The organism is Actinomadura graeca (assembly GCF_019175365.1).
Classification (GTDB): Bacteria; Actinomycetota; Actinomycetes; order Streptosporangiales; family Streptosporangiaceae; genus Spirillospora; species Spirillospora graeca.
This window is the reverse complement of record NZ_CP059572.1, coordinates 6,362,608-6,389,179: the sequence shown is the minus strand read 5'-3', so window position 1 is coordinate 6,389,179 and position 26,572 is coordinate 6,362,608. Positions and strand designations below refer to the sequence as shown.

Here is a 26,572-nt window from a genome sequence, read left to right as displayed (position 1 = left end):
GCCGGAGGGCCGTCAGGCCCAGGCGGGCGGCGGGGCGGGACGCAACGTCCGGGCGCCCGCCAGGCAGAGCAGGAGCGCCAGGAGGCCCCCGGCCCCGGCCCCGGCGAAGGCCCCGGAGACTCCCGCGACGTCCTGGCCGAGCCCGGACACGGCGGAGCCCAGCGAGCCGCCGGCGCCGACCGCGGCGACCACCCACGCGAACGCCTCGGTGACGGTGCCGCTCGGCGCGAGCCGGTCGACGAGGGTGAAGCTGCAGGCCAGCACCGGCGCGAGGAACACGCCGCTGATGAAGGCGAGCACCGACATGGCGGTGAGGCCCGGCACGAGGACGAGCGGGAGGTACCCGGCGGCGAGCGCGGCGAGCAGCCACGGCAGCCTGCGGTGCGGCTCCCCCGACCAGGGCCGGGCGCCGTAGACGATCCCGCCGGCGAGGGCGCCGCCGGACATGGCGGCCAGCAGCAGCCCGGACGCGACACCGGAGTCGAGCCGCTCGGCGTAGGCGACGACGGCCACCGCGTACACGCCGAGCGCGATGCCCGCGCAGGCGAGGGAGGCCAGCAGGACGCGCAGCCCCGGGGAGCGCAGCGGCCCGGCCCAGTCGGAGGCGCGCGGCCGGCCCCGCCACCGCAGCGAGGGCTCCGACAGCGCGACGACCAGCGTCCCGGCGATCCCGAGGAGGCCGGTGAGCAGCAGCGCCGTATCGGTTCCGGCCGCCGCGGCGGCGACGACGAGCAGCGGTCCGACGGTGAACAGGATCTCCTGCGCGGCGGCGTCGAGCGCGTACGCGGCGTCCACCTGCGCGGGGCCGTCCAGGACGTCCGGCCAGAGCGCCCGGAGCCCGGCCTCCAGCGGCGGGGTGGCGGACCCGGCGAGGAGCACCGCGCCGGCGGACAGCGGAAGCGGGTCCGCGCCGACGGCCGCGAGCGCCGCGAACCCGGCGGCGGAGGCGAGCGCGGCGGGCAGGAGGACGCGGGTCTGCCCGTACCTGTCCATGGCGCGGCCGAGGACGGGCTGCCCGGCGGCCATCGACAGGCCGAGCAGCGCGGCGAGGGTGCCGGCCAGGGGGTAGCCGCCGCCGTCCGCCCGCACGTGCAGGACGACGGCGAGCATGCCCATCCCGTTCGGCAGGCGCCCGAGCAGGGTGCCGACGAGGAGCCGTCCCGCGTAGGGCCGCCGCAGGAACCCGGCATAGGCGCGCATCCGTCCGCCCCCCGTGAAGTCATACGTATTACCCGCGCCATCATACGTATCACCCGACGGCCTTCCGGCTCTAGTCTGTTTCCCGTTCCGTCATTCCGCGGGGAGGCGCAGGTGCCGGCGACGAGCCGTCCCACCAGCAAGGACGTGGCACACGAGGCCGGGGTCTCGCAGTCCACCGTCTCCCTCGTCCTGGGCGGGAAGTGGACGGGACGGGTGTCGCCCGCGACCGCGCGGAGCGTCCACGACGCCGCCGAGCGGCTCGGCTACCGGCCGAACCAGGCGGCGCGGAGCCTGCGCCTCGGCACCACCCGCACCGTGATGCTCGTGGTGCCGACCCTGACCGCGCCGTTCTTCGGGCCCGTCTACACCGGCGCGGTCCGCGTCGCGGCCCGGCACGGCTTCGGCGTCGTCGCCTACGTCTGGCCGGACGACGCGGGCCCGGCCGACAGCCCGTTCGCCGCGCCGCACGAGGCGATCGACGGGATCCTCGCCTCGTCGATGGCGGTGGACGCGCTCGCCGGGTTCCGCGGCACGCCCGCGGTGATGCTCGACAGCGACCCGTCCGGCTCCGTCCCGACCGTGGGGTTCGACGTCGAGGACGGGATGCGGGCGGTCGTCGCGCACCTGTCCGGGCTCGGCCACCGCCGCGTCGGGCATGTCGCCGCGGGCGTCGACCAGTGGACGTTCCGCGCCCGCGCCCGCGCGCTCACCGAGGGGATCCGCGCGCTGCCGGGCGGCTCGCTGTCCCGCGCCACCTGCGCGATCGAGGTCGGCTCGGCCAAGGCCGCGGCGGCGCGCCTGCTGACGAGCCCCGACCCGCCGACCGTCCTGGTCTGCGACGACGACCTGATCGCCGCGGGGGCCTACAAGGCGGCACGGGCGCTCGGCCTGGAGGTGCCGTCCGACCTGTCGGTCACCGGCTTCGACGACGTCCTGCTGGCGACGGCGCTGGAGCCGGAGCTGACCACCGTCGCCGTGCCCGCCGAGGAGATGGGGGCGCGCGGCATGGAGACGCTCCTGGAGCTGCTGGACGGCCGGCGCCCGCCCCGCCGCGTCCTCCCCGGCGTCCTGAAGGTCCGGGGCTCGACGGCCGCCCCGGCGCACCGGTAGGTCAAGAAAACGGGTGAAGAGGGTATAGGGGGCGCATGGCATCGCATCCGTCCGAGACCGACATCGATCAGCACCCCGGGAACCGGATCGGCAGCGCCCCGCCCCGGACGCGGGCCTGGCGGGACGGGAAGGTCCAGGCCGAGGGGTTCCCGGTCGCGGAGGTCAGCGACTACCTGGAACGCCCCGGCGTCGTGGTGTGGCTCGACCTGTGCGGCCCCGGGCCCGCGGACCTGCGCGTGATCAGTGAGGAGCTGGGGCTCGACCACCTCGCGGTGGAGGACGCCGTGTCCCGGCACGAGCGGGCGAAGATCGACCGCTATGACCGGTACGCGTTCCTCAACGTCTACGTCCCCCGCGTGGACGGCGGCGACCTCGTCCTGCACGAGGTGTCGGCGTTCCTCACCGAGCGGGCGCTGGTCACCGTGCGGCAGGACTGCGGGTTCGACGTCGACGCCCTCATCCACCGGTGGGACGAGAGCCCCGACATCGGCGAGACCGGTGCCGGGTTCCTGCTGTACGGGCTGCTCGACCTGGTCGTGGACCTCCAGCTCGACGCCGTCCAGTCGCTGGACGACGAGGCGGACGAGGTGGAGGCGCTGGTGTTCGACGACGTCTTCCCGGTCAAGGAGATCCAGCGGCGGAGCTATCGGCTGCGCAAGAACCTGGTCGCGCTGCGGCGGGTCGCGCTGCCGATGCGCGAGGTGGTGAACACGCTGCTGCGCCGGGACCTGCGGCTCGTCGCCCCCTCCCTGGCACCCTACTTCCAGGACGTCTACGACCACACGCTGCGTGTCGGCGAGTGGACCGACGGCCTGCGCGACCTGGTCGCCAACCTGCTGGACACGCGGCTGGCGCTCCAGGGCAACCGGATGAACGAGGTGATGAAGAAGGTCACCAGCTGGGCGGCGATCATCGCCGTGCCGACCGCCGTGACCGGCTTCTACGGGCAGAACGTGCCCTACCCGGGCTTCTCCGAGCATGACGGCTTCGTGGTCAGCACGATCGTCATCATCGTGTGCAGCGTCGGCCTCTACGTGATCTTCAAGTGGCGCGACTGGCTGTGATCACCCGCCGTCCGTGAAGCCGTCTGGAGGGCCCGTCTCACAGGTCCCGGAGGAAGGACGCGGTGATCGGCGCGCAGACGGGCAGGAGCACGCGCAGCAGCACAGGCATACGCACGCGCGCCCGCACAGGCGATCGCACGAACGCCGGCGTGGTGGAGCTGATCGAGGCGGCGTTCCACGACGCCGGCGTGACCGGTTTCCTGCACGCCGCCGACGTGGACGGCGGACGCGACGAGGCGGCGCCGATGATGGCCGCGGGGCGTCCCGCGAGGCCCATGTGATGCCCGTCACCGGCCGTATCCGGCCGGATGCTTAACAAGCCAGTCCCAATACCCGAGATGCGCCTGACCGCTAAACCAGCACCCACTCCGGAAACGTAGGCTGTACCTCTGCTTTGATCACTCTTGGGGAGAATTCGTTGCGGCTGCCGGAGCATCTGGAGCTACTGCTCACCGACGAGCCGGTGCTCGACGTCTACTCGTACGGACCGTGGCGCGTCCCGGACGGTCTGTTCGAGGAGATCGCGTCCCGGATCGACGCGCTGGCCGCCGATCCGAGGGCCGCGGACCTGACGACCGACGAGCACAAGCTGCTGACCCTGCCCGCCTCCCTCGTCACGGCGGAGATCTTCGGCATCCTGGCGTTCCTGCCGGGCGGCGGCGCGATCAAGGCGGGCTCGTGGTCGCAGCTGCCGGAGCGGCTGCTGCACCGCCACCTGGTGAACCCGGGGCCGCTCAGCACCCGCATGACGCGGTGGGACGCGCCGGGCGGCCGGTGGCGGCCCCCGGTGGACTGGCTGATCGAGGCGCCCGACCGGGAGCCGGCGATCGAGCTGGCCCGCGAGTGCCTCGCCGTCCTGGAGGGCATCGAGCCGCTGGACGAGCGGCGCAAGGCGCTGCTGCGGCTGTACGACGACCCGCCCGCGTGCGATGTGAACCTGCCCAAGATGGAGCTGCGCGAGCACTGGCACGCGCACGCCGACGACGCCGCCGTCGCCGCCGTCCCCGAGCTGCTCGGCCCGGTCGGCTACCTGGAGTGGGTGTGCGCGGGGCTGATCGCCGCGTACGCGCACCTGGTGGACGTGGCGCCCCGCGAGGAGACGGTCGAGTCGCACCTGATCCAGCTCCTCCTGCAGGGCAGCCTGGACAGCGTCCCCGCGGAGCTGGCCGCCGCGCTCGGCGAGGACCGGTACCGCGAGCTGCAGCAGCGGTTCGCCGGGGAGCGCCGCGGCTTCAAGGCCGGTGCCTGGCAGGAGCAGACGCGGGCGTGGCTGGTCCGGGCGCTGGTGTCGGGCGCGGCGGACGCCTGCCGGGCCTGGCTGGACATGGCGATGCGGTTCGTCGCGATCGTCCAGGGGCTGCCGGGCGACCCGTGGTTCCCGAAGGCGGAGTGGATCCCGGTGGGGCAGTTCCAGACCGACCTGCGCCGCCTGTACGCGCCGCGCCGCCGCGTCGTGAACCCGCTGACCGAGTCGCTGAAGGTGCCGGCGGGCGCGCAGGGCGAGCCGAAGCCCCGGCCGGAGCTGGAGACCTCGCTCATCGGCCAGCCCGACGTCACCCTCGCGCTGGACGAGCTGACCCGCGGCAAGGACCCCGTCCGGCTGCTGATCGCCGGGCCCGACGGCACCGGCAAGCGGGACGCGGCGCAGGAGCTCGGCAAGGCGCTCGCGCTCGGCCGCGACCCGCTGTGGGTCACCGACAACCTGCTCGCCGGGCAGCGGCTCTCGGACGCGGTCGCCAAGCTGCACGCCGACGCCCGCGACTGCGCCGGCGACCGGCTGCTGATCATCGAGGGCCTGGACGGCATCGTCGCCGACCCCGGCAACGGCGAGGCGCTGGCCGCCGAGCTGCACCGGCTGCTGGCCGTCCACGCCGACCTGCAGGTCGTGGCGCTGTGCGACGCGGGCGGGGACGAGCGGATCCGCGAGATCAACCCCGTCCTGCCGCAGCGGTTCCGGATCGCGCGGACCCGCCCGTTCGACGCCGCCGGGCACGCCGAGCTGTTCCGCCGGGCGCTGGACCGGCACGGCGTCCGCGGCACGCGGCAGGCGCTCGACGCGGCGGGTGCGCTGCTGGCGGCCACACCGCCGATGCAGACGCTCCGCAACGCCCGCCTGGCGCCCTACCTGGCCGAGCAGGTGGTCGCCTCCGTCCGCGCGAGGACCCCGGCGGGCGCGGAGGCCGTCGCCCGCAAGCAGGACGTCCCGGGCACGCTCGACACGTCCCGGTCCACCGGCAACCCGCTCGCCGAACTGCGCGACCTCACCGGGCTGGAGACGGTCAAGCACGAGATCGCGCTGCTGGTCGCGGGCACGCACGCGGCGCGGCTGCGCACCGAGTCCGGCCTGTCCATCACCCCGCCGACCCGGCACATGGTGTTCACCGGCAACCCGGGGACGGGCAAGACGATGGTGGCGCGACTGCTCGGCCGCATCTACAAGCGGCTCGGGGTGCTGTCGTCCGGGCACCTGGTCGAGGCGTCCCGCGCCCATCTCGTCGGCGAGTACATCGGGCAGACGGCGCCGCGCACCCGCAGGCTGGTGGAGCGGGCGATCGGCGGCGTCCTGTTCATCGACGAGGCGTACACGCTGACGCAGTCGCCGCTCAAGGGCGACTACGGCCACGAGGCCATCGCCGAGCTGGTCAAGCTGATGGAGGACCACCGCGACGACCTCGTGGTGATCGTCGCCGGGTACCAGCAGGAGATGGCGGAGTTCCTCCTCGCCAACCCCGGGCTGGACTCGCGGTTCCCGAAGCAGCTGCACTTCCCCGACTACACCGACGACGAGCTGATCACCGTGTTCGGGCAGCTCGCCGCCGCGGACGGCTTCCGCCTCGCCGAGGGCACCGAGGACGTGCTGCTCGCGATGCTGCGCCGCGCGCCCCGCGGCCCCTCCTTCGGCAACGGCCGCCTGATGCGCAACATGCTGGACGTGGCGGTCGCGAACCAGGCCGACCGGGTGGCGTCCGCCGCCGTCACCGCCAGGCGCGACGCGGGCAAGGGCGCCAAGCCCCCGAAGGGCCCGTCCAAGAAGGAGCTCATCACGCTCACCGCCGAGGACCTCCCGCCGCTGCTGGAGCACCCGGAGGAGTTCTTCGGTCTCTATCTGTAGCGGCATACGGTCATGGCCGCGCGGATGGCTACCTCTGGCGCCGGGAGGGGTATGACCCTGGTGGCTTCCCCGCCGCTGTGAGGAGGCTGCCGTGGACGCGACCGTGCCGGGTAACTCCAGGGCGCAGGACGCGCCGGACGCGCCGCACCGGGCGCACCGGCCGCGCACTCCGGACGAGGACAGGCGGCGGCTGCCAGGGGTGCTGAGCGGGATCGCCGACAGGGAGACCGCCCGCCTGCGCGACGGCACGCGCCCCTGGGAGTGGTGGCTGGAACGCGCCGTCCTGCATGGCCGCCGGTACGGGTACACCGACACGCTGCTGATCGCCGCCCAGTGGCGGGCCGCGACCGACGTCCGCTCGTACGAGGAGTGGCGCGCCGTCGGCCGCCAGGTCCGCAGGGGTGAGACGGGCATCCGCCTGCTCTCCCCGCCGGGCGGTCTCCGCGCGGTCTTCGACGTGGCCCAGACGGACGGGCTCCCCCTGCCGCCGCCCGCCCGCGTCTCACCCCTTGGACTCCCCTCAGACCGGGTCGGCGAGCTGTCGGCGGCGCTCCGCGAGCGCCACGGCGCGGACCGGATCGAGGCCGACTCGGCGGCCTTCCTGGTGCTGGCGTGGCTCGGGCTGGAACCGCGTCCTCCGGTCTTCCCGGTCAACGCCTTCTGGGCGGGGGCCGAGACCGGCGACCGGATCCTGCGCCTGGGCAGGCGCGTGTACGAGACCGCCCTGGACCCGTCCGCCGGCGGGGTGATGGCCGCCGCGCACCGGTTCTTCCGCGCGCGGCTCGCCGGGAGCTGGGTCCCCGCCTACCTGGCGGGACGCGGTTTCCCCAGGGGCGCCCAGCGGCGCTGGCGGATCGGCTGGGCGCCGCCGGGCCCCGCGGCGCTGACCGGCCACCTGCGCGGCCTCGGCCACGCAGACGAGGACGTCGTGGCCGCCGGACTGGCGCGCAGGTCCGGCGACGGGCGGCTCTTCGACACGTTCCGGGACCGCGCGATGTTCCCGATCCGCACCCCGGACGGCGCGGTGGCCGGGTTCATCGGCCGCCGTCCCGACGGCGGGGACGGCCCGAAGTACCTCAACGGGCCCGGCACCGACCTGTTCCACAAGTCGGAACTGCTCTTCGGGCTGCACGAGGCGCGCGGCGCGCTGGCGGCGGGTGCCCGCCCGGTCCTGGTCGAGGGGCCGCTGGACGCCGTCGCGGTGGCGCTCGCCGATCCGGCCGGGCACGCGCCCGTCGCGACCTGCGGGCTCTCCCTCACCGGCGCCCAGGTCGGCGCGCTCGGCGGCATCGCCGACCTCGGGGTGACCGGCGTGCTGGTGGCACTGGACGGCGACACGGCGGGACGTTCAGGGGCGATCCGGGCCTGGGAGACGCTCGCGGGCGTCGGCGGGCCGCTGGATCTGGCGGCCCTGCCACCCGGCCGCGACCCCGCCGACCTGCTGCGGGACGGGGGCCGCGCCGCCGTCCGCCGCGCCCTGGCCGCCGGCACGCCGCTGATGGACCTGGTCGTGGACGCCGCCATGGACCGGGCCGGGGGCGGCCTCACGACCGCCGAGGAACGGCTCGCCGCGATCCGCGCCGCCGCGGCGGCCGTCACCGCCCGGCCGTCCGGGGCGGCACGCCAGGCGGTCCGGATCGCGGCCCGCGCGTCGGTCCCCGCCGCGCTGATCACCGAGGCGCTGATCGACGCGGCCGCCTCCGGTTAGCCCCCCGCGGGCAGGACGCCCCCGGAGGCGAGGCGCCCGGCCGCCTCGAAGAGGAGGTCCTCGGACCCGGCCCTGGTGACGAGCTGCGCGCCGACCGGAAGCCCGCCGACCGTCCCCGCCGGGACGCTCAGCGCGGGCAGCCCGAGGACGTTCCACGCGCAGGTCAGGGCGATCAGCAACGGCGTGAGCGGCCCGAACGCGCTGTCGGTCGCCCCGATGGGCGGCGCGGTGAGCGGCATGGTCGGCAGGACGAGCAGGTCGTAGCGGTCCAGGAGCCCGGCGACCTCCGCCCGGATGTCCTCGCGCTCGCGGGACGCGCGCACGTAGCTCCATCCGGGCGTGCGCCCTGCGCGCTCCAGCCGCTCCAGGGTCGGCGGCTGGTACAGCCCCGGCGCCCTGGCGACGCGCTCCGCGTGGACCTCGTACGCCTCGCTGTCCTGGATCGCCGCGAAGATCCGCCGCAGCGCCCGCAGGTCCACCGTCTCGGACGGCGCGTCCGGGAACAGCGCGCGGACCGTCCGCTCCACCTCGGGGTCGATCGCGTAGGGCTCGATCCAGGCCGCCCGCCCGCCGGACGAGGCGCCCCTCGGCGCGGGGAGGTCGGCGAGCGCGCGGTAGGCGGTCCGGCAGTCGGCGGGGGTCGCGGCGAGCACGCCCACGTGGTCGAACGACGTCGACAGCGGGAACACGCCGCCGGTGGGGATCGCGCCGAAGTGCGGCTTGAACCCGCTGATCCCGCAGAACGCGGCCGGGATGCGCACCGAGCCGCCCGTGTCGGTGCCGATCGCGAACGGCACCATGCCCGCGGCGACCGCGACCGCGCTGCCGCTGGACGACCCGCCCGACATCCGCGTGGGGTCGTGCGGGTTGCGGCACGGCCCGTCCGCCGAGACGTCGCCGCCGCCCCCGTACGCGAACTCGTGCGTGCCGGTCTTGCCGACGATCACGGCCCCGGCGGCGCGCAGCCGCGTCACCACCGCCGCGTCGCGCTCGGCCACGTTCCCGGCGAAGTGCGCCGAGCCCATGCCGGTGGGCAGGCCGGCGACGTCGATGATGTCCTTCACCGCGACCGGGACGCCGTGCAGCGGGCCGCGGTCGGCGCCGGACGCGAGCTCGCCGTCGGCGCGGCGGGCGGCGGCCTCCGCGCCCTCGGGATCCAGGGTCACGAACGCGTTGAGCGACGGATCGACCGACTCCAGTGCGCGCGCGAGCAGCCCGGCCGCCGTCTCGGTGCCCGAGCGCAGGCCGGCACCGAGGTCCGCGATCGTCCGTCCCGCAAAGAATCCCGCCATACCGCCTCCTATCAGGTGTTCCGCACGTCTGCGTAGCATCGCAGACCGGTGCCCCCCGGCTCACCCGCCCCCGCAGGACGGGTCCGCGCGCGCCGCGCCGCCGTGATCGTCCGGTCACCGTCCGCTCACCGCAGGCCGCGGACCGTTCGTCGACCGCCGTCCCGGTCCGGCCGGTCTACGCGCGAGTACGCGGCAAGCTTCATCGCACCTTGTGGAGGTGCTCCCACCGGTGCGCTTGGGGGCGGGGCGGGGGCCGCCTGGCCGCCGCCCCCGCACCGGGAGATCCGCACCCCGGGGTGGGGAGACGAGGCCGCGGCGGCGCGGTAGAAGGCGCGCGCCCGCCGCCGTGGCCTCCTCGCCCCCAGGCCAGTACTGTCTAGGGCGTGGACGCGCCGGAAGACGCCGGCCGACCGGCGCGGCGCAGCGGACGCCGCCCTCCCCCGCTCCCGTGCCGGGCCGCCGGGGCGGTGTGCGCCCAGGCGCACGCCGTGAGGGCACCCGGAGGCTCCCGTGACGACGACCGCCGCCGACCGGGCGATGATCTGCTCGGCCGACCACCGCGCGTCCTCCGCCGGGCTCGCGATCCTGCGCGCCGGCGGCTCCGCCGTGGACGCGGCGGTCGCCGCGGGCGCCGTCCTCGCGGTCGTCGCGCCGCAGCGCGGCGGCATGGGCGGTGACCTGTTCGCGATCGTGCAGGCGGGCCCGGGCCCGCCCGAGGTGATGAACGCCTCCGGCCGGACGGGTTCGGGCGCCGATCCCGAGATCCTGCGAAGCGAGGGGCACCTGCGGATGCCCATCCGGCACGACATCCGCTCGGTCCCGGTCCCCGGCTGCGTGGACGGGTGGCTCGCGCTGCACGGCCGGTACGGGAGGCTGCCGCTCGCGGAGGTGCTGCGGTCCGCCGTCCTGCACGCCGAGCGGGGCTTCGCCGCCACGCCCGGCCTGGTCGCCGCCGTCGCGTCCGCGGCGGGCGCGCCCGGCGCGTGGCGGCCCGCGTGGGCCGACCGTCCCGCCGGGGTCGTGGCGCGCCCCGGCGCCGCCCGCGCCCTGCGCGCCATCGTGGACGAGGGGCGCGCCGGCTTCTACCAGGGCGAGTTCGGCCGCGGGCTGCGCACCCTCGGCCGCGGCCTCTACCGCGCCTCCGACCTCGCCGAGCCGGACGCGGAGTGGCGGCGGCCGCTCGGCCTGCGCGCGTTCGGGCACGACGTGTGGACGGCCGGGCCGAACTCGCAGGGCTACGTCCTGCTCCTCGGGCTCGCGCTCGCCGAGGGCCTCGGGCTGCCCGGCTCCCCGGACGACCCCGCCTGGGCGCACCTGCTCGCCGAGTCGGCCCTCGCCGCCGCCGGGGACCGCGCGGAGGTGCTCCACGAGGACGCCGAGGGCGAGGCGCTCGTCCACCCGGACCGGATCCGCTCGCTGCGCTCCGCGATCGACCCCGTCCGGCACTGGCGGCGCCGCGGCACGATCGTGTCCGCCGACACCACCGTCGTGTGCGCGGTGGACGAGCGGGGCACGGGCGTCTCGCTGCTCCAGTCCAACGCCAACGGCCTCGGCTCCCTGCTGTTCGAGCCCCGCACCGGCATCAACCTGCACAGCCGCGGCATCTCCTTCGGGCTGGCGCCGGGCTCCCCCGCCGAGTACGGGCCGCGCCGCCGCCCGCCGCACACGCTCGTCCCGGTGCTGGTCACCCGGCCGGACGGTGCGCTGCGCGCCGTCCTCGGGACCACCGGCGGCGACATCCAGCCGCAGATCCTCATGCAGCTGCTGGTGCGGGTGCTGCGCCACGGCGCCTCGCCGGACGCGGCGCTCGCCGCCCCGCGCTGGCGGCTCGCGACCGGCCTCGGGCGGTTCGAGACCTGGCGGGGCCGCGCCCCGATCCGGCTCGACCTGGAGGACGGCGCCCCTGCCGCCTGGACCGGGGAGCTGCCCGGTTACGGCCACCTCGTGCGCGCCGCGACCGAGGACGACGAGTTCGGCGAGGCCCAGTTCATCGAGGTCGCGCCGGACGGGACCGGCCTCCGCGGCGCCGCCGAGCCCCGCACCCCGCACAGCGCCGCCCTCGGTTACTGAAGCCCGATCGGGGGGACGTGATCTCCGGGCGGTGCGCGGGCGCACCCACCGGGCACACATCCAGGGCACGAGACCGAGACCGCAAGCACCGGGAGGCACACGCATGACCGAGGCCGTCGCGATGACCGACGACGACGTGCGGCGGATCGACGCCTACTGGAGGGCCGCGAACTACCTCTCCGTCGGGCAGATCTACCTGCTGGACAACCCGCTGCTGCGCGAGCCGCTGCGACCCGGGCACATCAAGCCGCGGCTGCTGGGCCACTGGGGGACCTCGCCCGGCCTCAACTTCTGCTACGCCCACCTCAACCGGGCGATCAGGACGCGCGACCTGGACATGATCTACATCATGGGCCCGGGGCACGGCGGCCCGGCGGCGGTCGCGAACGCGTGGCTGGAGGGCACCTACAGCGAGGTCTACCCGCAGGTGTCCCAAGACGCCGCGGGCATGGCGCGGCTGTTCCGGCAGTTCTCCTTCCCCGGCGGCATCCCCAGCCACGTCGCGCCGGAGACGCCCGGCTCGATCCACGAGGGTGGTGAGCTGGGCTACTCGCTGGCGCACGCCTACGGCGCCGCGTTCGACAACCCCGGGCTGGTCGTGGCGTGCATCGTCGGCGACGGCGAGGCCGAGACCGGGCCGCTGGCGGCGAGCTGGCACTCCAACAAGTTCCTTGACCCGGTGACCGACGGCGCAGTCCTGCCGATCCTGCACCTGAACGGCTACAAGATCGCCAATCCGGCGGTGCTGGCGCGCATCCCGGAGGAGGAGCTCGTCCAGCTGTTCGACGGCTACGGGTACCGCCCGGTCCTGGTGAGCGGTGACGATCCGGCGTCCATGCACCGCAAGATGGCCGTCGCCCTGGATCAGGCGCTGCAGGAGATCGCCTCCATCCAGGCCGCCGCGCGCGACGGCCGCGCCTCAGGAGGCGACCCCGATCGCCGCCGCTGGCCGATGATCATTCTGCGGTCCCCGAAGGGCTGGACCGGGCCCAAGGAGGTCGACGGGCTGCCCGTGGAGGGCACCTGGCGTTCGCACCAGGTTCCGCTGGCCGGGGTGCGCGAGAACCCCGAGCATCTGGCGCAGCTGGAGAAGTGGCTGCGCTCCTACCGTCCCGACGAGCTGTTCGACGACCAGGGCCGCCCGGTGGAGGGGCTGCGCGCCCTGGCGCCCGCGGGCGAGCGGCGGATGAGCGCCAACCCGCACGCCAACGGCGGCCTTCTGCTGCGGCCGCTGACGCTGCCGGACTTCCGCGACTACGCCGCGGAGGTCGGCAAACCCGGCACCACGCTCACCGAGCCCACCCGGCGGCTCGGGGCGTTCCTGCGCGACGTCGTCAGGGCCAACCCGTCCGACTTCCGCATCATGGGCGCCGACGAGACCGCCTCCAACCGGCTCGGCGACGTCTTCGAGGCCACCGACCGCGTCTTCGAGGGCGAGCGGTACCCGACCGACGAGCACCAGGGCGCGCACGGCCGCGTCATGGAGGTGCTCAGCGAGCACCTGTGCCAGGGCTGGCTGGAGGGCTACCTGCTGACCGGGCGCCACGGGGTGTTCACCAGCTACGAGGCGTTCATCCACATCGTGGACGCGATGTTCAACCAGCACGCCAAGTGGCTCAAGGTGACCCGGGCGCTGCCGTGGCGCCGCCCGATCGCGTCCCTGAACTACCTGCTGTCCTCCCACGTGTGGCGTCAGGACCACAACGGCTTCACCCACCAGGATCCCGGCTTCCTGGACGTGGTGCTGAACAAGAAGCCGGAGATCGTCCGGGTGTACCTGCCGCCGGACGCCAACACCCTGCTGTCGGTGGGCGACCACTGCCTGCGCTCCCGCGACTACGTCAACGTGGTCGTCGCGGGGAAGCAGCCCGCGCTGAACTGGCTGCCGATGGACGCCGCCATCGCGCACTGCGCCCGCGGCATCGGCATCTGGGAGTGGGCCTCCACCGACGGCGGCGCCGACCCCGACGTCGTGCTGGCCTGCGCGGGCGACATCCCGACCCTGGAGACCCTCGCCGCCGTCGACCTGCTCCGGCAGCTGTTCCCCGAGCTGCGCGTCCGGGTCGTCAACGTCGTCGACCTGATGCGCCTGCAACCCGACCGCGAGCATCCGCACGGGCTGCCCGACCGCGACTTCGACGCCCTGTTCACCACCGACAAACCCGTCATCTTCGCCTTCCACGGCTACCCCTACCTGGTCCACCGGCTCACCTACCGCCGCGCCGGGCACCACAACCTGCACGTCCGCGGCTACAAAGAGGAGGGCACCACCACCACGCCCTTCGACATGGTCATGCTCAACGACCTGGACCGCTTCCACCTGGTCATGGACGTCATCGACCGCGTCCCCTCGCTCGGCGGGCGGGTCGCCCACATCCGGCAGCGGATGTCCGACCGGCGCTTGGAACTGCGCCGCCACACCCGCGAGCACGGCGAGGACGCCCCCGAGATCCGCGACTGGACCTGGCCCTACTGAGGGGACTCCGATGCGCGTCCTGACGGTCAACCCGGGGTCGAGCAGCCTGAAGCTGAGCCTGCTCGACCCCGGCGGCACGGTCCTCACCGAGGCGTCCGGCGCCGGGCACGAGATGGCGCCGCTGGTCGCGGACATGCCGCGGCCGGACGCCGTCGGGGTCCGGTTCGTCCACGGCGGCACGGACTTCACCGCGCCCGTCCGCGTGGACGACGCGGTGACCGAGCGGCTGCGCGCGCTCGCCGACCTCGCGCCCCTGCACCAGCCGGCGTCGCTGCACGCGCTGTCGGAGATCACGGCCGCGCTGCCGGGCGTCCCGGCCGTGGCCTGCTTCGACACCGCCTTCCACGCCACCCTCCCGGAGGCCGCCGCCACCTACGCCCTCCCCGCCGAATGGCGCGAGCGGTTCGGGCTGCGCCGGTACGGGTTCCACGGGCTGTCGTTCTCCTACGCCGTCCGCCGGGCGGGCGAGATGCTCGGCGCCGACCCCGCCGCCCTCCGGATGGTCATCTGCCATCTCGGCTCCGGCGCGTCCCTGGCCGCCGTGGCGGACGGCGTGTCGGTCGACACCACGATGGGCTTCACCCCGCTGGAGGGCCTGGTCATGGCGTCGCGGGCGGGCAGCATCGACCCGGGCATCCCGCTCTGGCTGATCAAGCACGGCCTGTCCGCCGGGGACGTGAACGACATGCTCGAAGGCGGCTCCGGGCTGCGCGGCCTCACCGGCACGGGCGACATGCGCCGGATCCGCGAGCTCGCCGAGGACCGCGACGCGGCGGCCCTCGCCGCCCTGGACGTCTACCACCACCGCCTCCGGGCCTGCGCCGCCGCCATGACCGCCTCCCTCGGCGGCCTGGACGTGCTGGCGTTCACCGGCGGCGTCGGCGAGCACGACCCGTCCGTCCGGATGCGCCTCGCCGAGGACCTCGCCTACCTCGGCACCGCCGTCGACCCCGGCCGCAACGCCGCCGCGGACGGCGACGCCGACATCACGGCCGAGGGCGCCGCCGTCCGCGCCCTTGTGATCACCGCACGCGAGGACCTGGAGATAGCGGCGGGAGTCCGGCACGCCCTGAGCGGCAGGTGAGAATATAGGGACATGCCGCATTCCGTATGCCGTACCTGCGGAAACCCCCTCCCGGCGTCGGAAGGCAGGCCGGGGCGCGCCCCCGAGTACTGCTCGGCGGCCTGCCGCCAGAAGGCGTACCGCTCGCGGCAGGACGGCGGCGCCTCCGTCCACGATCTGATCTCCACCATCGAACGCCAGGTGAAGGGTCTCACCCCCGAGCACCCCGAACCGTTCTACTCCGGCGTGCGGACCCTCGCCTCCTCGGTCGGCAGGCTCCGCCGCATCGCCCAGGTGGCCCGGGACGCCTCGCGAACCGTCACGCCCGCCGGCGTGACGAATGCCGCCGCGCCCGCGGCGGATTCCGTCACAGGGCCGCCCGTGACGGAACCCGCGCCGGGCGTCCCCGCGCCGGGGCCCGGCGAGGCGGCGGCGATCCGGACCGGCGACGAGTGGTCGTTCGCCGCCCTGGTCGAGCCGTACCGGCGCGAGCTCCAGGTGCACTGCTACCGGATGGTCGGCTCCTTCGACGACTCCGAGGACCTCGTCCAGGAGACGCTCCTCAAGGCGTGGCGGAACCGCGGAGGGTTCGAGGGGCGGTCCAGCCTCCGCGCCTGGCTCTACAAGATCGCCACGAACGCGGCCCTGGACCTCCTGCGGCGTGACGGGCGGCGCCCGCGGACGTACGGCGCGAGCCCCGTCCCGCCGTCCGGCGGCGTGACGGCGCCGCCGTTCCTGCCCTGGCTGCAGCCTTTCCCCGACGAGGGGCCCGAGGCGTCCGCGGAGTCGTCGGAGACCCTGGAGCTGGTGTTCCTCGCGGCCATCCAGCACCTGCCGCCGAGGCAGCGCGCCGTCCTGATCCTGCGGGACGTGCTCGGCTGGCCCGCCGCCGACACCGCCGCCGCGCTGGACCTGACCGTGGCGTCGGTGAACAGCGCCCTCCAGCGGGCCCGCCCCGCCCTGCGCGGGCGGCTGCCCGCACGGCGCCGGGAATGGCGGCGCGGCGCTGACCCGTCCGCCGCCGAGAAGGCCCTGCTCGACCGGTACATGAGGGCCGCCGTCGACGGCGACACCGCCGCGATGGCCGAGATGCTGCGCGAGGACGTGCGGATCACCATGCCCCCGAACCCGCTGTGGTTCGGCGGCCGGGAGGCGATCGTCGGAATGCTGGCGCGGACGTTCGACCCGTCCTCCCCGGCCTACATCGGGCGCTGGCGCCACCTGCCGACCCGCGCGAACGGGCAGCCCGCGGCCGGCGGCTACGTCCAGCGCCCGGGCACCCGCGTGTACCGGGCGCAGGTCCTCGACGTCCTGCGCGTCGAGGAGGGCGTGATCGCCGAGATCACCTCCTTCGAACCGCACCTGTTCCCCGCCTTCGGCCTCCCGCTGACGCTGACCGATTAGTTCTCCGGGCCGGCGCGTCTCAATGTCCGTTCGCTCACCACCGAGAACGGAGAACGGCCATGCTGGAGAACAAGAACGCGATCATCTACGGCGGCGGCGGCTCGATCGGCGGCGCCGTGGCACGGACGTTCGCCCGGCACGGCGCGACGGTCCATCTCGCCGGGCGCACCCGCGCGACGCTGGAGGCCGTCGCCGCCGGCATCACCGCGGCGGGTGGCCGCGCCGAGGTCGCCGTCCTGGACGCCGCGGACGAGAAGGCCGTCGAGGAGCACGCCCGGCAGGTCGCCGAGGAGGCGGGCGGCCTGGACGTCTCCCTCAACCTCGTCCCCCGCGGCGACGTCCACGGCACCCCGCTGACGCGGATCGCCGCGGGCGACTTCCTCCGTCCCGTCACCGCGGGGATCACCACCAACTTCCTCACCGCCCGCACCGCCGCCCGCCACATGTCCGAGCGGGGCTCGGGCGTGATCCTCACGCTGAACAGCGGCTCCGCCAAGGGGAGCCCCATGATGGGCGGCACCGGCCCGGCGGACGCGGCGATCGACGCCCTCGTCCGCAACCTGGCGCAGGAATGCGGCCCCTCCGGCGTCCGCGTCGTCGGGATCTGGACGGCCGGGCTCCCCGAGACCATGACCCGCGAGAAGCTCGCCGCCCACGGCGCCGCCATGGACGACGCCGCCTACGACGCCCTCATCGCCCGGCTGGCCGAGATGCGGATGCTCCGCCGCTCCCCCACCCTCGCCCAGATCGCCGACACCGCGGCGTTCCTGGCCTCCGACGGCGCCGCCGCCATCACCGCGACCTTCGTCAACGCGACGTCCGGCATCTTCGCCGACTGACGGGCCGGTCCCGGCCGCTCAGCGGCCGGGCCTGCCGCCCCCGGCCCGGGCGCGGCGTTCCTCGTCCTCCAGGAGCGGGCCGATGCGGAACGGGACCTGGTGGGTGAGGACGATCGAGGTCGTGCTGCGCCGCACGCCCGGGCAGGCGAGGATCGAGTCGATCACCTCGTGCAGCTGCTTGCCGTCCGGGGCCGCCGCGCGGGCCAGCAGGTCGCCCTGGCCCGTGATGCCGAGCACCTCCAGGACGCGGGGGATCGCGGCGAGGGCGGAGGCGGCCTCGCGGAGGCGGCCCTGGGCGACCTCCAGGGTGACGAAGGCGGTGAGGTCGAAGCCGAGGGCGCCCAAATCGACCTCGCGGCCCCGGTGCCCGATCACGCCGTCGCGCTCCAGGCGCTCGACGCGGGCGTGCGCGGTGTTGCGGGCTATCCCGAGCCTGGCGGCCAGCTCGGTGACACCGATGCGGGGCTGCTCGACGAGGCGGCGCAGGACCTGGATGTCGAGCAGGGTGAGGCGCGTCACAGTGCTCACCTCCGGCGGGGAACTCGGCTCCGACTTGAGCGATCCGCTCAATTGTGACGTTCTCATCTTGCACGACGCTCAGCGCGGAGGCTGAATGCACGCATGACCACCATCGTTGCCTCGGGAAACCCGCTCCGCGACCGGCTGGAACTGGAGCGCGGGCGGATCGCCGCCGGCGGTGTGCAGGCCCTCGTCCGGCTGCTGCTCGACCAGCGGCGCGCGGACGCCCGCCGGGGCTGGCGGACCGCCGGGCTCGTCTCGGGGTACCGGGGGTCGCCCCTCGGCGGGCTCGACCAGCAGCTCCAGCGGGAGGCGGCGCTGCTCGACGCCCACGACATCCGGTTCGTGCCGGGGGTGAACGAGGAGCTGGCGGCGACGGTGGTGTACGGGTCGCAGCTCGCCGGGCACCTGCCGGGGCCGCGCCACGAGGGGGTCTTCGGCCTCTGGTACGGCAAGGCACCGGGCGTGGACCGCTCCATGGACGCCTTCAAGCACGCCAACTGGCTCGGCACGGCCGAGCGCGGCGGGGTCCTCGCGGTGGTGGGCGACGACCCGTCCTGTAAGTCCTCGACCCTGCCGTCGGCGACGGAGGGCGCGCTCGCCGAGGCGTTCATGCCGGTGCTGGTCCCCGCGTCGGTCGGGGACGTGCTGCGGCTGGGCCGCGCGGGGTTCGAGATGTCCCGGTTCAGCGGCGCCTGGGTGGGTCTCAAGGTCGTGACGGACGTCGCCGACTCCCACGAGGTCCTGGACGTCGCGCCGGTGCCGGACCACATCGTCCCCGGCTTCGAGTGGCGCGGCCGGCCCTGGAGGCCGACGCGAAGGCCGGGCGTGGACCTGAAGGACACGACGTCGCTGGAGCCCGAGGTCCTGGACGGGCGGCTGCGCGCCGCCACCGCGTTCGCCGCCGCGAACGGCCTCGACCGGATCGAGGGCGCGGCGGACGCGGCGCTCGGCCTGGTGGCCGCCGGGCGCACCTACCTCGAACTGCGCGAGGCGCTCGACCGGCTCGGGCTGGACGAGGACGCGCTGGCACGGCGCGGCGTCCGGCTCCTGCGGCTGGCGCTGGTCCACCCGCTCGACCGGGACCGGATCCGGGAGTTCGCGGACGGGCTCCGCGAGATCGTCGTCGTGGAGGAGAAGCGGGCGTTCGTCGAGACGCAGATCCGGGACGTGCTGTACGACGCGGCGGAGCGTCCCGCCGTCCTCGGCAAGCACGGCCCGGACGGCGCCCCGCTGATCCCGGCCGACGGGGGCCTCGACGCCGACCGCATCACCAGGGCGCTCGCCCGCCTGCTGGCCGACCGGATCGGCGAGGAGCACCTCGACCTGCGCGATCCCGTGCTGCGGCCGCGCAAGCCCGCGCTGAACCTGGTCTCCGCCGCGCGGACGCCGTTCTTCTGCTCGGGCTGCCCGCACAACCGGTCGACGGTCGTCCCGGACGGGTCGGTCGCGGCGAGCGGCATCGGCTGCCACGTCATGACCGTGTTCAACGACCGCAGCATCGGCACGACGCAGATGGGCGGGGAGGGCGCGATGTGGGTCGGCGCCGCGCCGTTCAGCGACACCGCGCACATGTTCCAGAACCTCGGCGACGGCACGTTCTTCCACTCGGGCGGCCTGGCGGTCCGGCAGGCCGTCGCGGCGGGCACGAACATCACGTTCAAGCTGCTGTACAACGCCGCCGTCGCGATGACCGGCGGGCAGGACGCCGACGGCGGCGCCGACCCCGCCGCCGTGACGCGGATGCTGCACGCCGAGGGCGTCGCGAGGATCGTCGTGGTCGCCGACGACCCGTCCCGGTACCCGCGCGGGACGCACTGGGCGCCCGGCGTCCGGGTCCGGCACCGCGACGACCTCGACGCCGTCCAGCGGGAGCTGCGCGAGGTCCCGGGCGTGACCGTGCTGCTGTACGACCAGGCGTGCGCCGCGGAGACGCGCCGCAAGCGCAAGCGCGGGCAGGCGCCGGACCCGGCCGCCCGCGTCCTGATCAACGAGGCGGTGTGCGAGGGGTGCGGCGACTGCGGCACCGCGTCGAATTGCCTGAGCGTCGAGCCGGTCGAGACCGAGTTCGGGCGCAAGACGCGGATCGACCAGACGTCCTGCAACAAGGACTACTCGTGCCTGCACGGCGACTGCCCGTCGTTCCTCACCGTGGTCCCGGGCGGCCGGGCCGCCGCCGCGCCGATGCTCGCGCCGATCGGCCCGCAGCCCGAGCCGGCCGCGCGCCCGGTGTCGGCGGACGTCCTGCTCGTCGGCATCGGCGGGACGGGCGTCGTCACCGTCAACCAGGTCCTCGCGACCGCCGCCCTGCTCGACGGGCGGCACGCCCGCGCGCTCGACCAGACCGGGCTCAGCCAGAAGGCCGGGGCCGTGGTATCGCACCTGCGGATCGGGGACGCCGACCGCGACCGCCCCGGCATGGTCGGCGCGGGCGGCGCCGACGCCTACCTGGTGTTCGACTCCCTCGCGGGCACGGCCGAGGCGAACCTGCGCCGCTGCGCGCCCGCGCGGACCGCCGCCGTGGTGTCCACCAGCGAGGTCCCCACCGGGCGGATGATCACCGACACGTCGGCGGCGCTGCCCCCGGGCGCGTCGCTGGTCCGGCGGATCGCCGACCGGACGGACGCCGCGCGGCTCGTCGCGCTGGACGCCCTCGGGCTCGCCGAACGATGGTTCGGCGGCACCACCACCGCCAACTTCGTGGTGGTCGGCGCCGCGTACCAGTCCGGGTTGCTGCCCCTGTCGGCGACCGCGATCGAGGAGGCGCTGGCGCTCAACGGCGTGCAGGTCGAGGCGAACGTGCAGGCGTTCCGCGCCGGGCGGCGCCTCGTCCTCGACCCCGGCTTCGCCGACGGCGCGTCCGTGGAAGCCGCGCCCGCCGACGACGCGCAGACGGCCGCCGACCGGCCGCTGGACGCCACCGCCCCGGCCGCCCTGGGACTCGTCGCCGCGTCGGGCGCGGACGGCGAGCTGCTGCGCGTCCTGCGGATCCGCGTCCCCGACCTCGCCGCCTACCAGGACCTGACGCTGGCAAGACGCTACCTGGACGCGGTCGCCCGGGTGGCGGACGCCGAGCGCGCCGCGGGCGTCCCCGGGCAGCGGCTCGCCGTCGCCGTCGCCCGCAACCTGTACAAGCTCATGGCCTACAAGGACGAGTACGAGGTCGCCCGGCTGCACCTCGACCCGGCGCTGGCCCGCCACGTCGAGGAGCGGTTCGGTCCCGGCTCGACCGTCCGGTACATGCTGCATCCGCCGGTCCTGAAGGCGCTCGGACTCCAGCGGAAGATCGCGCTCGGCCGGACGGCGCGTCCCGCGTTCCGCGCCCTGCGCGCGATGCGGCGGCTGCGCGGCACCCCCCTCGACCCGTTCGGCGCGACCGCGCAGCGCCGCGCCGAGAGGCGGCTGGTCGCCGAGTACGGCGCGGTCGTCGCGGAGCTGGTCGCGGGCCTGGACGGGGACCGGCACGACCTCGCGGTGCGGATCGCGGAGCTGCCGGACATGATCCGCGGCTACGAGGACGTGAAGACCGCGGCCATCGCCCGCTACCGCGAGGAGCAGCGGGCGCTGCTCGCGTCCTGGCGCGCCGCACCGCACCCGCGGGACACGGGCACGGACAGGGACACGGGCACGGGACGGGACGCGGAGGGGGACGCGGGGCGTGCCGGGGCGATGACCTGAGGGCGGCTCAGGTGCAGCCCTCGAACTGGGGGATCTCCGTGATCGACTGGTCGAGGCCCGTCCCGGCGAACCACTTCGCGATCAGTCGCCGGGCGGTCCCGTCCTGGTACATCTGCGTGATCGCCCGGTTGAGCGCCTCGCACCCGCCGATGTCGCCGCGCCGCACCCCGATGCCGGTGTTCTGCTCGCTGATCCGGGCCTTGACCAGCCGGTAGCCGCGGCGCTCGCGCCGGATGAGCCCGGCCAGGATCACGTCGTTGGTGGTGATCGCGTCGACCGTCCGCGCGCGGATCTTCGCCATGCACTCGTCGTAGTTCCGCGCGGTGACGATCTCCGCCGTCATCCCGTGCACCGCCTGGAGCCGCTTCACCGGGTCGGCGCCCTCGACCGCGCAGAACCGCCGGCCCTTCAGGTCGCGCACATCCTTGGCGGGTTCCTCCGTCCGGACGAGGATGTCCTGGTAGGAGGCGTAATACGGCCCGGCGAAGGAGATCATCGTCTTGCGCTCGGGAGTGACCGACAGGGTCGCGAGCACCATGTCCGCCCGCCCCGAGGTCAGCAGCGGGATCCGGTCGGACGCGTAGGACTGGACGAAGCGGACCTTGCGTCCGATCCGGTCCGCGACGTACCGGGCGACGTCGATGTCGAAGCCCTCGAACGTCCCGTCCGGGCGGCGTTGCCCGAGCCCGGGCAGGTCCGGCCGCACGCCCACCACCAGGGTGTCCTTGTCGAGCAGGGACTCGCCGCCGCCATCCCCGCAGGCCGACAGCAGCCCGCCCAGCAGCACAAACGTCGACAGCAGCCGCATCGGCCTTCCAGTTCGCACACCGGAGATGATCCCGGGTCCGCCGCCACAGTCAAGTCGCGTCCCCGGAGGAGCCCTTTGACTGTCAAGGACCTGTCGCGGTTCGGCACTGGCGCAACCTGGCCACGGCCGAACAATCGCAGGTCAAAGGCCCTCTAATCGTGCATAACCGAAAGAGCTGGAAGGGACTTCCGATGAATCTCAAGCGGATCGCCATCGCCGGGACGGTCGCCGCGGCCGTCGTCGCGGGCGGCACTGCGCTGGCCGCCCCCGCGTCGGCCGACACCACGTCCTACGCCGCGCCGTACGGCTACTGGCCCGTCCTGCGGCAGGGCCAGACCAGCGAGAACGTCCGCGCCCTCCAGTGGTTCCTCAGCTGCGACGGCTACGACCAGCCCGCCCCCTCGCACTTCGGCCCGAAGACCCGCGCGAACGTGGTGGCCTTCCAGCAGCGCTACCTGACGTCCTTCGACGGCAACGTCGGCGCCCAGACCTGGCGGGCCCTGCTCACCCACGCCGCGCCCACCGGCTACGGCCAGAAGAACAACTGCGTCAAGGCCCTCCAGGTGCTGCTCAACAAGTGGCGCTACAGCGACGACCTGCCCATCACCGGCTACCACGGCCCGCGCACCAAGCAGAAGCTCATCCGCTTCCAGTCCGGGCACGGCCTGCCCGCGACCGGCACCCCCGACCTCCGCACCTACCACAAGCTGATCGCGACCGCCTCCGGCAGCTGACCGGCGCGCGGGACGCCCTCCTTCCAGCGACCGGCGGATCCCGGCGGCCAGGGCGTCCCGCCGGTCCACCGGCGCAGGCTCGTCCCGAAGGCGTTCGCGCCCCGCCAATGACCGCCGGACGCGATCAGCTCCCGTAAGGGAAGGGTGTCCGGCCGGGACTTGCGATCACAGGTCGAGCAGGCCGGATCCATGCGAGCCGGTGCTAACGGCGGACGCGAGTCCTGCCCGCGTAGGGCTTGAAGGTCAGGTACTGGACGAGGATCGCCGTGTTCGTCCCGGCCCTGGCGGGCAGCCCGCTCCGCCAGTCGACCAGGCCGTTGAAGAGGCTCCCGGGACCGCAGCCTCCGGCCCTCGGCGCCGAGAACGCGTTGTCGACCAGCGTCATCTTGTAGGTGGGCGGGTCGGAGGCGACGTCGACGGGCGGGCTCCCGGTGATCGGCTTGTTCGGGAGCGGCGGCCTCGTCGTGCCGACGGTCAGCGAGAGGGTGACGGGATCGCCCCCGGTGCCGATCGAGCACCGGTCGCCGACCAGCGGGTTCTGGACGCCGATCCCCAGCTTGAGCCGGAGCAGCGTCTGGGCGTCGACGTTGAACTCGGGGGGCGCGGCCAGCACGGGCTTCGCGGCCACCTGGAGGACGGGCAGCACGTCCGTGCCCGGGACGCCGAGCACGCCGCCGTCCACCCGGATCGGGTCGCCCTTCAGCGGGACCACGACCGACTTCTGTTCGAGCGTCTCGGGGTCGTAGCCGAGCGCGTACGTCAGCCGGAGCGGCTTGACGATCGCCTGGTCGATCCGCCCCACCTGGAGCCGCCCACCGGCGATCACCGCGACGTTGCAATTCCACAGGGACGGGTCGGCTCCCGCGGGCAGCTTCGGGCAGTCCTCGAAGCTGAGGCCGGGGGGCAGCGGTTCGCGGGCGGCGGCGGACGGAACGGCGGCGGACGCGGGGACCGCCATCGTGCCGAGCGCCACGCCGACCGCCAGCGCGGCCGCGCGCCGCGCGGGCCGCGCGTTCATGGGGTGCTTCCCCGCGCCCCGGCCGGCCGGGGCGGGATCTTGGTGTACGGGCGGTAGCCCACGTACTCGGAGAAGATCGCGGTGTTCTTCCCGGCCGCGGACGGCAGCGCCGCCTGAAGGTCGACCGCCCAGTTCAGCGCGCCCGCCAGGCCGCAGCCGTGGGCGCTCGGGACGGCGAAGGAGTTGTCGACCATCGTCGCCTTGAAGACGGGCGGGTCGGTCGACACATCGACCGGGTAGCTGCCGGAGATCGGCTTGTTGGGGGGCGGCGGGCTGGTCTTGCCGAAGGTGAGGCGCAGCTTGACCGGCGCCGCGTCCGAGCCGATGGAGCAGGACCGTCCGAGGACGGGGTTGCTCACGTTGACCTTGAGGTTCAGCAGGACGTCGCCGTCCCGCAGGTCCATGGCACCGGCGTACTCCGGCTGCGCGTACACCGCGGTGAGGATCGGGTCGCCGAAGATGCCCGGTTTGACCAGCATCTTCGCGGCCTCGAAGCCCCCGACGCGCACCTTCTGCTCCAGGGTCTCGGGGTCGAACCCCACCGCGTACGTGATGGTGATCGGGGACGTGAGCCGCTGGTCGAAGCGGCCGAAGGTGAACTGCCCGCCGTTGATGACGGCGACGTTGCAGTTCCAGAAGGACGGGTCGGCGCCCGCGGGCAGCGCCGGGCACTTGGCGAAACTGAAGGTCGGGAGCGGCTCGGCCGACGCGGGCGGAGCGAGGACGGCGGCGGGCAGGACGGTGGCGGGCAGGGCGGCGGCGAGGGCGAGAACGGCTCGTGCCGGCCGGCGGCGCGAGCGGAACGGGGATCTCACGGCGTTCTCCAGGAGGCGGGGGACGGGGAGCACGGGTGCGGCGGCTGTCAGGGCCCGAGGAGGAGGTCGGCGCCGCCGGGTGAGGTCAGGAGCTGGTAGCGGCCGTTGGCCGAGGCGCTCGCGGGGCAGCCGCTGGTGTTCTCGGAACTGGCGACCTTCTGGAGCGACTGGCCCTTCAGCTCACCCTGGGAGTGCGCGTTCGCGGTGTCGGGACGGGCGGGGTTGTTGCCGTTGAACAGGTCGATGGTCAGCGGGGCGCTGCCCGTGAGCCCGTAGTGGCACGTCTCGGTGCGGCCCAGCGACTTGAGGTTCAGGACGGCCTTGACGTCCACGCCCGGGTTCGGCGCGTTGATCTTCAGAACGCCGTCACGCCCCCCGCTCACCGGGTCGTGGACGACGGACCCGCCGGTGTAGGGCAGGTTGCCCACGGTGATCGTGTCGCTGCCGCCGAAGTTGTTCGTGCAGCCGCTGAGCGCGAGGTCCTTGAGGGAGCCGGAGGTGCCGTCGGACACCACCGCGGCGACGAGCGTCGCGCTCGTGCAGGTGGTCGTGATCAGGCCGACGCCCGGCCCGTTCCCCGACAGCCGGGTGCCGTTGATGTTGGTGGCCTTGACGTCGCCGCTGTAGGGCTTGCCGCCCGAGGTGATCGTCGTGGAGAGGGCGGGCGACGGGGCGGGGGCGGTCGCGGCGGGGGCGGTGGTCGCGGCGGCCATCAGGAGGGCACCGGCCCCGAGGGCGGGGAGCAGGAGCGTGAACGGTTTCGGCACCTCGGCTGTCCTTTCACGTGCGGTCGTCGTGGCCCCCGCACCGAAACATAAACTGAAACGTTTCTCAAGTACGCCGCCGTACCCGATGTTTGGTGAAACCCTTTTCGGCGTCGGAGTACCGTGACGTACCCGGTGTCCTTTTCTGAGGCGGGACGCCCGGACGCGCCTTTCCGGACACCGCCCCCGATGGCCTGATACGGCCACACCAAGAAGGGGGCGAGGGGCGGACTAGCGCTGCTGCTCAGGCTCCGGCGGCACGGGGAGGACGAACATGCCGACCAGGCCACGCCACAGGGTGGGGAGCAGGTGGGCCTCGCCCCGGCTGATCCTGCTGTACACGACCTCGTGCACCCCGCCGACGATCACCTCGGCGGTCAGTTCCGGCTCCGGGCAGCCGGGGTACAGCGCCAGCAGGTGCGTCACGATGGTCGCGTTGAAGTGCTGCTTCACCTCGTCCCGCCGCGCGACGGCGTCCGGGCCGGCCGCCATCACCTCCACGACGCACATCCGCGCGGCGAGGGGCTCGGCGGCGAGGAAGTCCAGCAGCGCGCCGAGGCCCGCGCGCAGCCGCGCGTCGGGGGCCGCGTGCGAGTCGAACGCGGCGGAGACGGCGTCGACCAGCCGCGAGGCGACCGAGTCGTAGGCCGCGAAGAACGCCTCCTCCTTGTTCCGGAAATGCTCGTAGAACGTCTTCTTGGACACGGCCGACGACGTCACGACGGAGTCGACGGTCAGCTGCGCGTACCCCTTCGAGCCGACGATGTCGATGACGGACCGGAGGATGCGGGCACGCTGGTTGCCGGCCACATAGCTGCGCGAAAGGCGATGGCGCCCGGACGGCAGCCGTGCCGCGCCCTGCGCCCGGCGCACCCCGTCGACCTGTTCCATGCTCAGC

At 74.4% G+C, this 26,572-nt stretch carries 20 protein-coding genes; 12 read left to right on the top strand and 8 right to left on the bottom strand.

Annotated features, from left to right (window positions below; translation table 11 throughout):
• Positions 1 to 12 precede the first annotated feature (12 nt).
• Positions 13 to 1,200: an MFS transporter gene (locus AGRA3207_RS28345; protein WP_231330075.1), complete on the bottom strand. Its 1,188-nt coding sequence runs from the start codon at positions 1,198 to 1,200 to the stop codon at positions 13 to 15.
• 111 nt (positions 1,201 to 1,311) lie between these two features.
• Here AGRA3207_RS28345 and AGRA3207_RS28340 point away from each other — a divergent pair, with 111 nt between their 5' ends.
• The 5 genes from AGRA3207_RS28340 to AGRA3207_RS28320 all read left to right on the top strand — a co-directional run bounded on the left by AGRA3207_RS28340 (position 1,312) and on the right by AGRA3207_RS28320 (position 8,194).
• Positions 1,312 to 2,310: a LacI family DNA-binding transcriptional regulator gene (locus AGRA3207_RS28340; protein ID WP_231330074.1), complete on the top strand. Its 999-nt coding sequence runs from the start codon at positions 1,312 to 1,314 to the stop codon at positions 2,308 to 2,310.
• Between the two features lie 35 nt (positions 2,311 to 2,345).
• On the top strand, positions 2,346 to 3,374 hold the full coding sequence (locus AGRA3207_RS28335) for a magnesium transporter CorA family protein (RefSeq protein ID WP_231330073.1): 1,029 nt from the start codon (positions 2,346 to 2,348) through the stop codon (positions 3,372 to 3,374).
• A 62-nt stretch (positions 3,375 to 3,436) separates the two neighbouring features.
• Entirely contained in the window at positions 3,437 to 3,655 is a 219-nt protein-coding gene (locus tag AGRA3207_RS28330) for a hypothetical protein (protein WP_231330071.1), read from the top strand.
• Positions 3,656 to 3,792: 137 nt separating this feature from the next.
• Positions 3,793 to 6,486, top strand: coding sequence for an AAA family ATPase (locus AGRA3207_RS28325; protein ID WP_231330069.1), 2,694 nt, complete (start codon positions 3,793 to 3,795; stop codon positions 6,484 to 6,486).
• Between the two features lie 91 nt (positions 6,487 to 6,577).
• Positions 6,578 to 8,194, top strand: a complete 1,617-nt coding sequence (locus tag AGRA3207_RS28320; RefSeq protein WP_231330067.1) for a toprim domain-containing protein — start codon at positions 6,578 to 6,580, stop codon at positions 8,192 to 8,194.
• Here the strand turns inward: AGRA3207_RS28320 and AGRA3207_RS28315 are convergent.
• Entirely contained in the window at positions 8,191 to 9,486 is a 1,296-nt protein-coding gene (locus AGRA3207_RS28315; RefSeq protein WP_231330066.1) for an amidase, read from the bottom strand. The genes AGRA3207_RS28320 and AGRA3207_RS28315 overlap by 4 nt on opposite strands.
• Before the next feature lie 510 nt (positions 9,487 to 9,996).
• Between AGRA3207_RS28315 and AGRA3207_RS28310 the strand changes: the two genes are divergently transcribed.
• The 5 genes from AGRA3207_RS28310 (at position 9,997) to AGRA3207_RS28290 (ending at position 17,338) form a co-directional block, all read left to right on the top strand.
• Positions 9,997 to 11,556: a gamma-glutamyltransferase gene (locus AGRA3207_RS28310; protein ID WP_231330065.1), complete on the top strand. Its 1,560-nt coding sequence runs from the start codon at positions 9,997 to 9,999 to the stop codon at positions 11,554 to 11,556.
• Positions 11,557 to 11,659: 103 nt separating this feature from the next.
• Positions 11,660 to 14,032, top strand: a complete 2,373-nt coding sequence (locus AGRA3207_RS28305; protein ID WP_231330063.1) for a phosphoketolase family protein — start codon at positions 11,660 to 11,662, stop codon at positions 14,030 to 14,032.
• Between the two features lie 10 nt (positions 14,033 to 14,042).
• Positions 14,043 to 15,116: an acetate/propionate family kinase gene (locus tag AGRA3207_RS28300; RefSeq protein WP_231330062.1), complete on the top strand. Its 1,074-nt coding sequence runs from the start codon at positions 14,043 to 14,045 to the stop codon at positions 15,114 to 15,116.
• A gap of 12 nt (positions 15,117 to 15,128) precedes the next feature.
• Positions 15,129 to 16,499, top strand: coding sequence for a sigma-70 family RNA polymerase sigma factor (locus tag AGRA3207_RS28295; protein WP_231330061.1), 1,371 nt, complete (start codon positions 15,129 to 15,131; stop codon positions 16,497 to 16,499).
• Positions 16,500 to 16,558: 59 nt separating this feature from the next.
• Positions 16,559 to 17,338 carry an SDR family NAD(P)-dependent oxidoreductase gene (locus AGRA3207_RS28290; RefSeq protein WP_231330060.1) on the top strand — a complete coding sequence of 260 codons (780 nt, stop codon included), beginning with the start codon at positions 16,559 to 16,561 and terminating at the stop codon, positions 17,336 to 17,338.
• Positions 17,339 to 17,356: 18 nt separating this feature from the next.
• On the opposite strand, the gene AGRA3207_RS28285 is transcribed toward AGRA3207_RS28290, so the two are convergent.
• Positions 17,357 to 17,857: an Lrp/AsnC family transcriptional regulator gene (locus AGRA3207_RS28285; RefSeq protein WP_231330058.1), complete on the bottom strand. Its 501-nt coding sequence runs from the start codon at positions 17,855 to 17,857 to the stop codon at positions 17,357 to 17,359.
• A 102-nt stretch (positions 17,858 to 17,959) separates the two neighbouring features.
• Between AGRA3207_RS28285 and AGRA3207_RS28280 the strand changes: the two genes are divergently transcribed.
• Positions 17,960 to 21,535, top strand: coding sequence for an indolepyruvate ferredoxin oxidoreductase family protein (locus AGRA3207_RS28280; RefSeq protein WP_231330057.1), 3,576 nt, complete (start codon positions 17,960 to 17,962; stop codon positions 21,533 to 21,535).
• 7 nt (positions 21,536 to 21,542) lie between these two features.
• Here AGRA3207_RS28280 and AGRA3207_RS28275 read toward each other — a convergent pair whose 3' ends face one another.
• Positions 21,543 to 22,361, bottom strand: coding sequence for a transporter substrate-binding domain-containing protein (locus tag AGRA3207_RS28275; RefSeq protein ID WP_231330056.1), 819 nt, complete (start codon positions 22,359 to 22,361; stop codon positions 21,543 to 21,545).
• A 173-nt stretch (positions 22,362 to 22,534) separates the two neighbouring features.
• On the opposite strand from AGRA3207_RS28275, the gene AGRA3207_RS28270 reads away from it, so the two are divergent.
• Positions 22,535 to 23,077 carry a peptidoglycan-binding domain-containing protein gene (locus tag AGRA3207_RS28270; RefSeq protein ID WP_231330054.1) on the top strand — a complete coding sequence of 181 codons (543 nt, stop codon included), beginning with the start codon at positions 22,535 to 22,537 and terminating at the stop codon, positions 23,075 to 23,077.
• Positions 23,078 to 23,279: 202 nt separating this feature from the next.
• Here AGRA3207_RS28270 and AGRA3207_RS28265 read toward each other — a convergent pair whose 3' ends face one another.
• The 4 genes from AGRA3207_RS28265 to AGRA3207_RS28250 all read right to left on the bottom strand — a co-directional run bounded on the left by AGRA3207_RS28265 (position 23,280) and on the right by AGRA3207_RS28250 (position 26,565).
• Positions 23,280 to 24,095, bottom strand: coding sequence for a hypothetical protein (locus tag AGRA3207_RS28265; protein ID WP_231330052.1), 816 nt, complete (start codon positions 24,093 to 24,095; stop codon positions 23,280 to 23,282).
• The gene (locus AGRA3207_RS28260) at positions 24,092 to 24,910 is read right to left on the bottom strand and encodes a hypothetical protein (protein ID WP_231330050.1); all 819 of its coding nucleotides are present in this window, start codon (positions 24,908 to 24,910) and stop codon (positions 24,092 to 24,094) included. The genes AGRA3207_RS28265 and AGRA3207_RS28260 overlap by 4 nt, the downstream gene beginning before the upstream one ends.
• A gap of 47 nt (positions 24,911 to 24,957) precedes the next feature.
• Entirely contained in the window at positions 24,958 to 25,677 is a 720-nt protein-coding gene (locus AGRA3207_RS28255) for a hypothetical protein (RefSeq protein ID WP_231330049.1), read from the bottom strand.
• Between the two features lie 228 nt (positions 25,678 to 25,905).
• Positions 25,906 to 26,565 carry a TetR/AcrR family transcriptional regulator gene (locus AGRA3207_RS28250; protein WP_231330048.1) on the bottom strand — a complete coding sequence of 220 codons (660 nt, stop codon included), beginning with the start codon at positions 26,563 to 26,565 and terminating at the stop codon, positions 25,906 to 25,908.
• Positions 26,566 to 26,572 lie beyond the last annotated feature (7 nt).

What these genes read in the sequence shown, in the direction of transcription:
- AGRA3207_RS28345 (WP_231330075.1), bottom strand. Translation starts at nt 1,200, where the DNA reads ATGCGCGCCTATGCCGGGTTCCTGCGGCGGCCCTACGCGGGACGGCTC.
- AGRA3207_RS28335 (WP_231330073.1), top strand. Translation starts at nt 2,346, where the DNA reads ATGGCATCGCATCCGTCCGAGACCGACATCGATCAGCACCCCGGGAAC.
- AGRA3207_RS28315 (WP_231330066.1), bottom strand. Translation starts at nt 9,486, where the DNA reads ATGGCGGGATTCTTTGCGGGACGGACGATCGCGGACCTCGGTGCCGGC.
- AGRA3207_RS28305 (WP_231330063.1), top strand. Translation starts at nt 11,660, where the DNA reads ATGACCGAGGCCGTCGCGATGACCGACGACGACGTGCGGCGGATCGAC.
- AGRA3207_RS28300 (WP_231330062.1), top strand. Translation starts at nt 14,043, where the DNA reads ATGCGCGTCCTGACGGTCAACCCGGGGTCGAGCAGCCTGAAGCTGAGC.
- AGRA3207_RS28295 (WP_231330061.1), top strand. Translation starts at nt 15,129, where the DNA reads ATGCCGCATTCCGTATGCCGTACCTGCGGAAACCCCCTCCCGGCGTCG.
- AGRA3207_RS28290 (WP_231330060.1), top strand. Translation starts at nt 16,559, where the DNA reads ATGCTGGAGAACAAGAACGCGATCATCTACGGCGGCGGCGGCTCGATC.
- AGRA3207_RS28280 (WP_231330057.1), top strand. Translation starts at nt 17,960, where the DNA reads ATGACCACCATCGTTGCCTCGGGAAACCCGCTCCGCGACCGGCTGGAA.
- AGRA3207_RS28270 (WP_231330054.1), top strand. Translation starts at nt 22,535, where the DNA reads ATGAATCTCAAGCGGATCGCCATCGCCGGGACGGTCGCCGCGGCCGTC.
- AGRA3207_RS28265 (WP_231330052.1), bottom strand. Translation starts at nt 24,095, where the DNA reads ATGAACGCGCGGCCCGCGCGGCGCGCGGCCGCGCTGGCGGTCGGCGTG.
- AGRA3207_RS28250 (WP_231330048.1), bottom strand. Translation starts at nt 26,565, where the DNA reads ATGGAACAGGTCGACGGGGTGCGCCGGGCGCAGGGCGCGGCACGGCTG.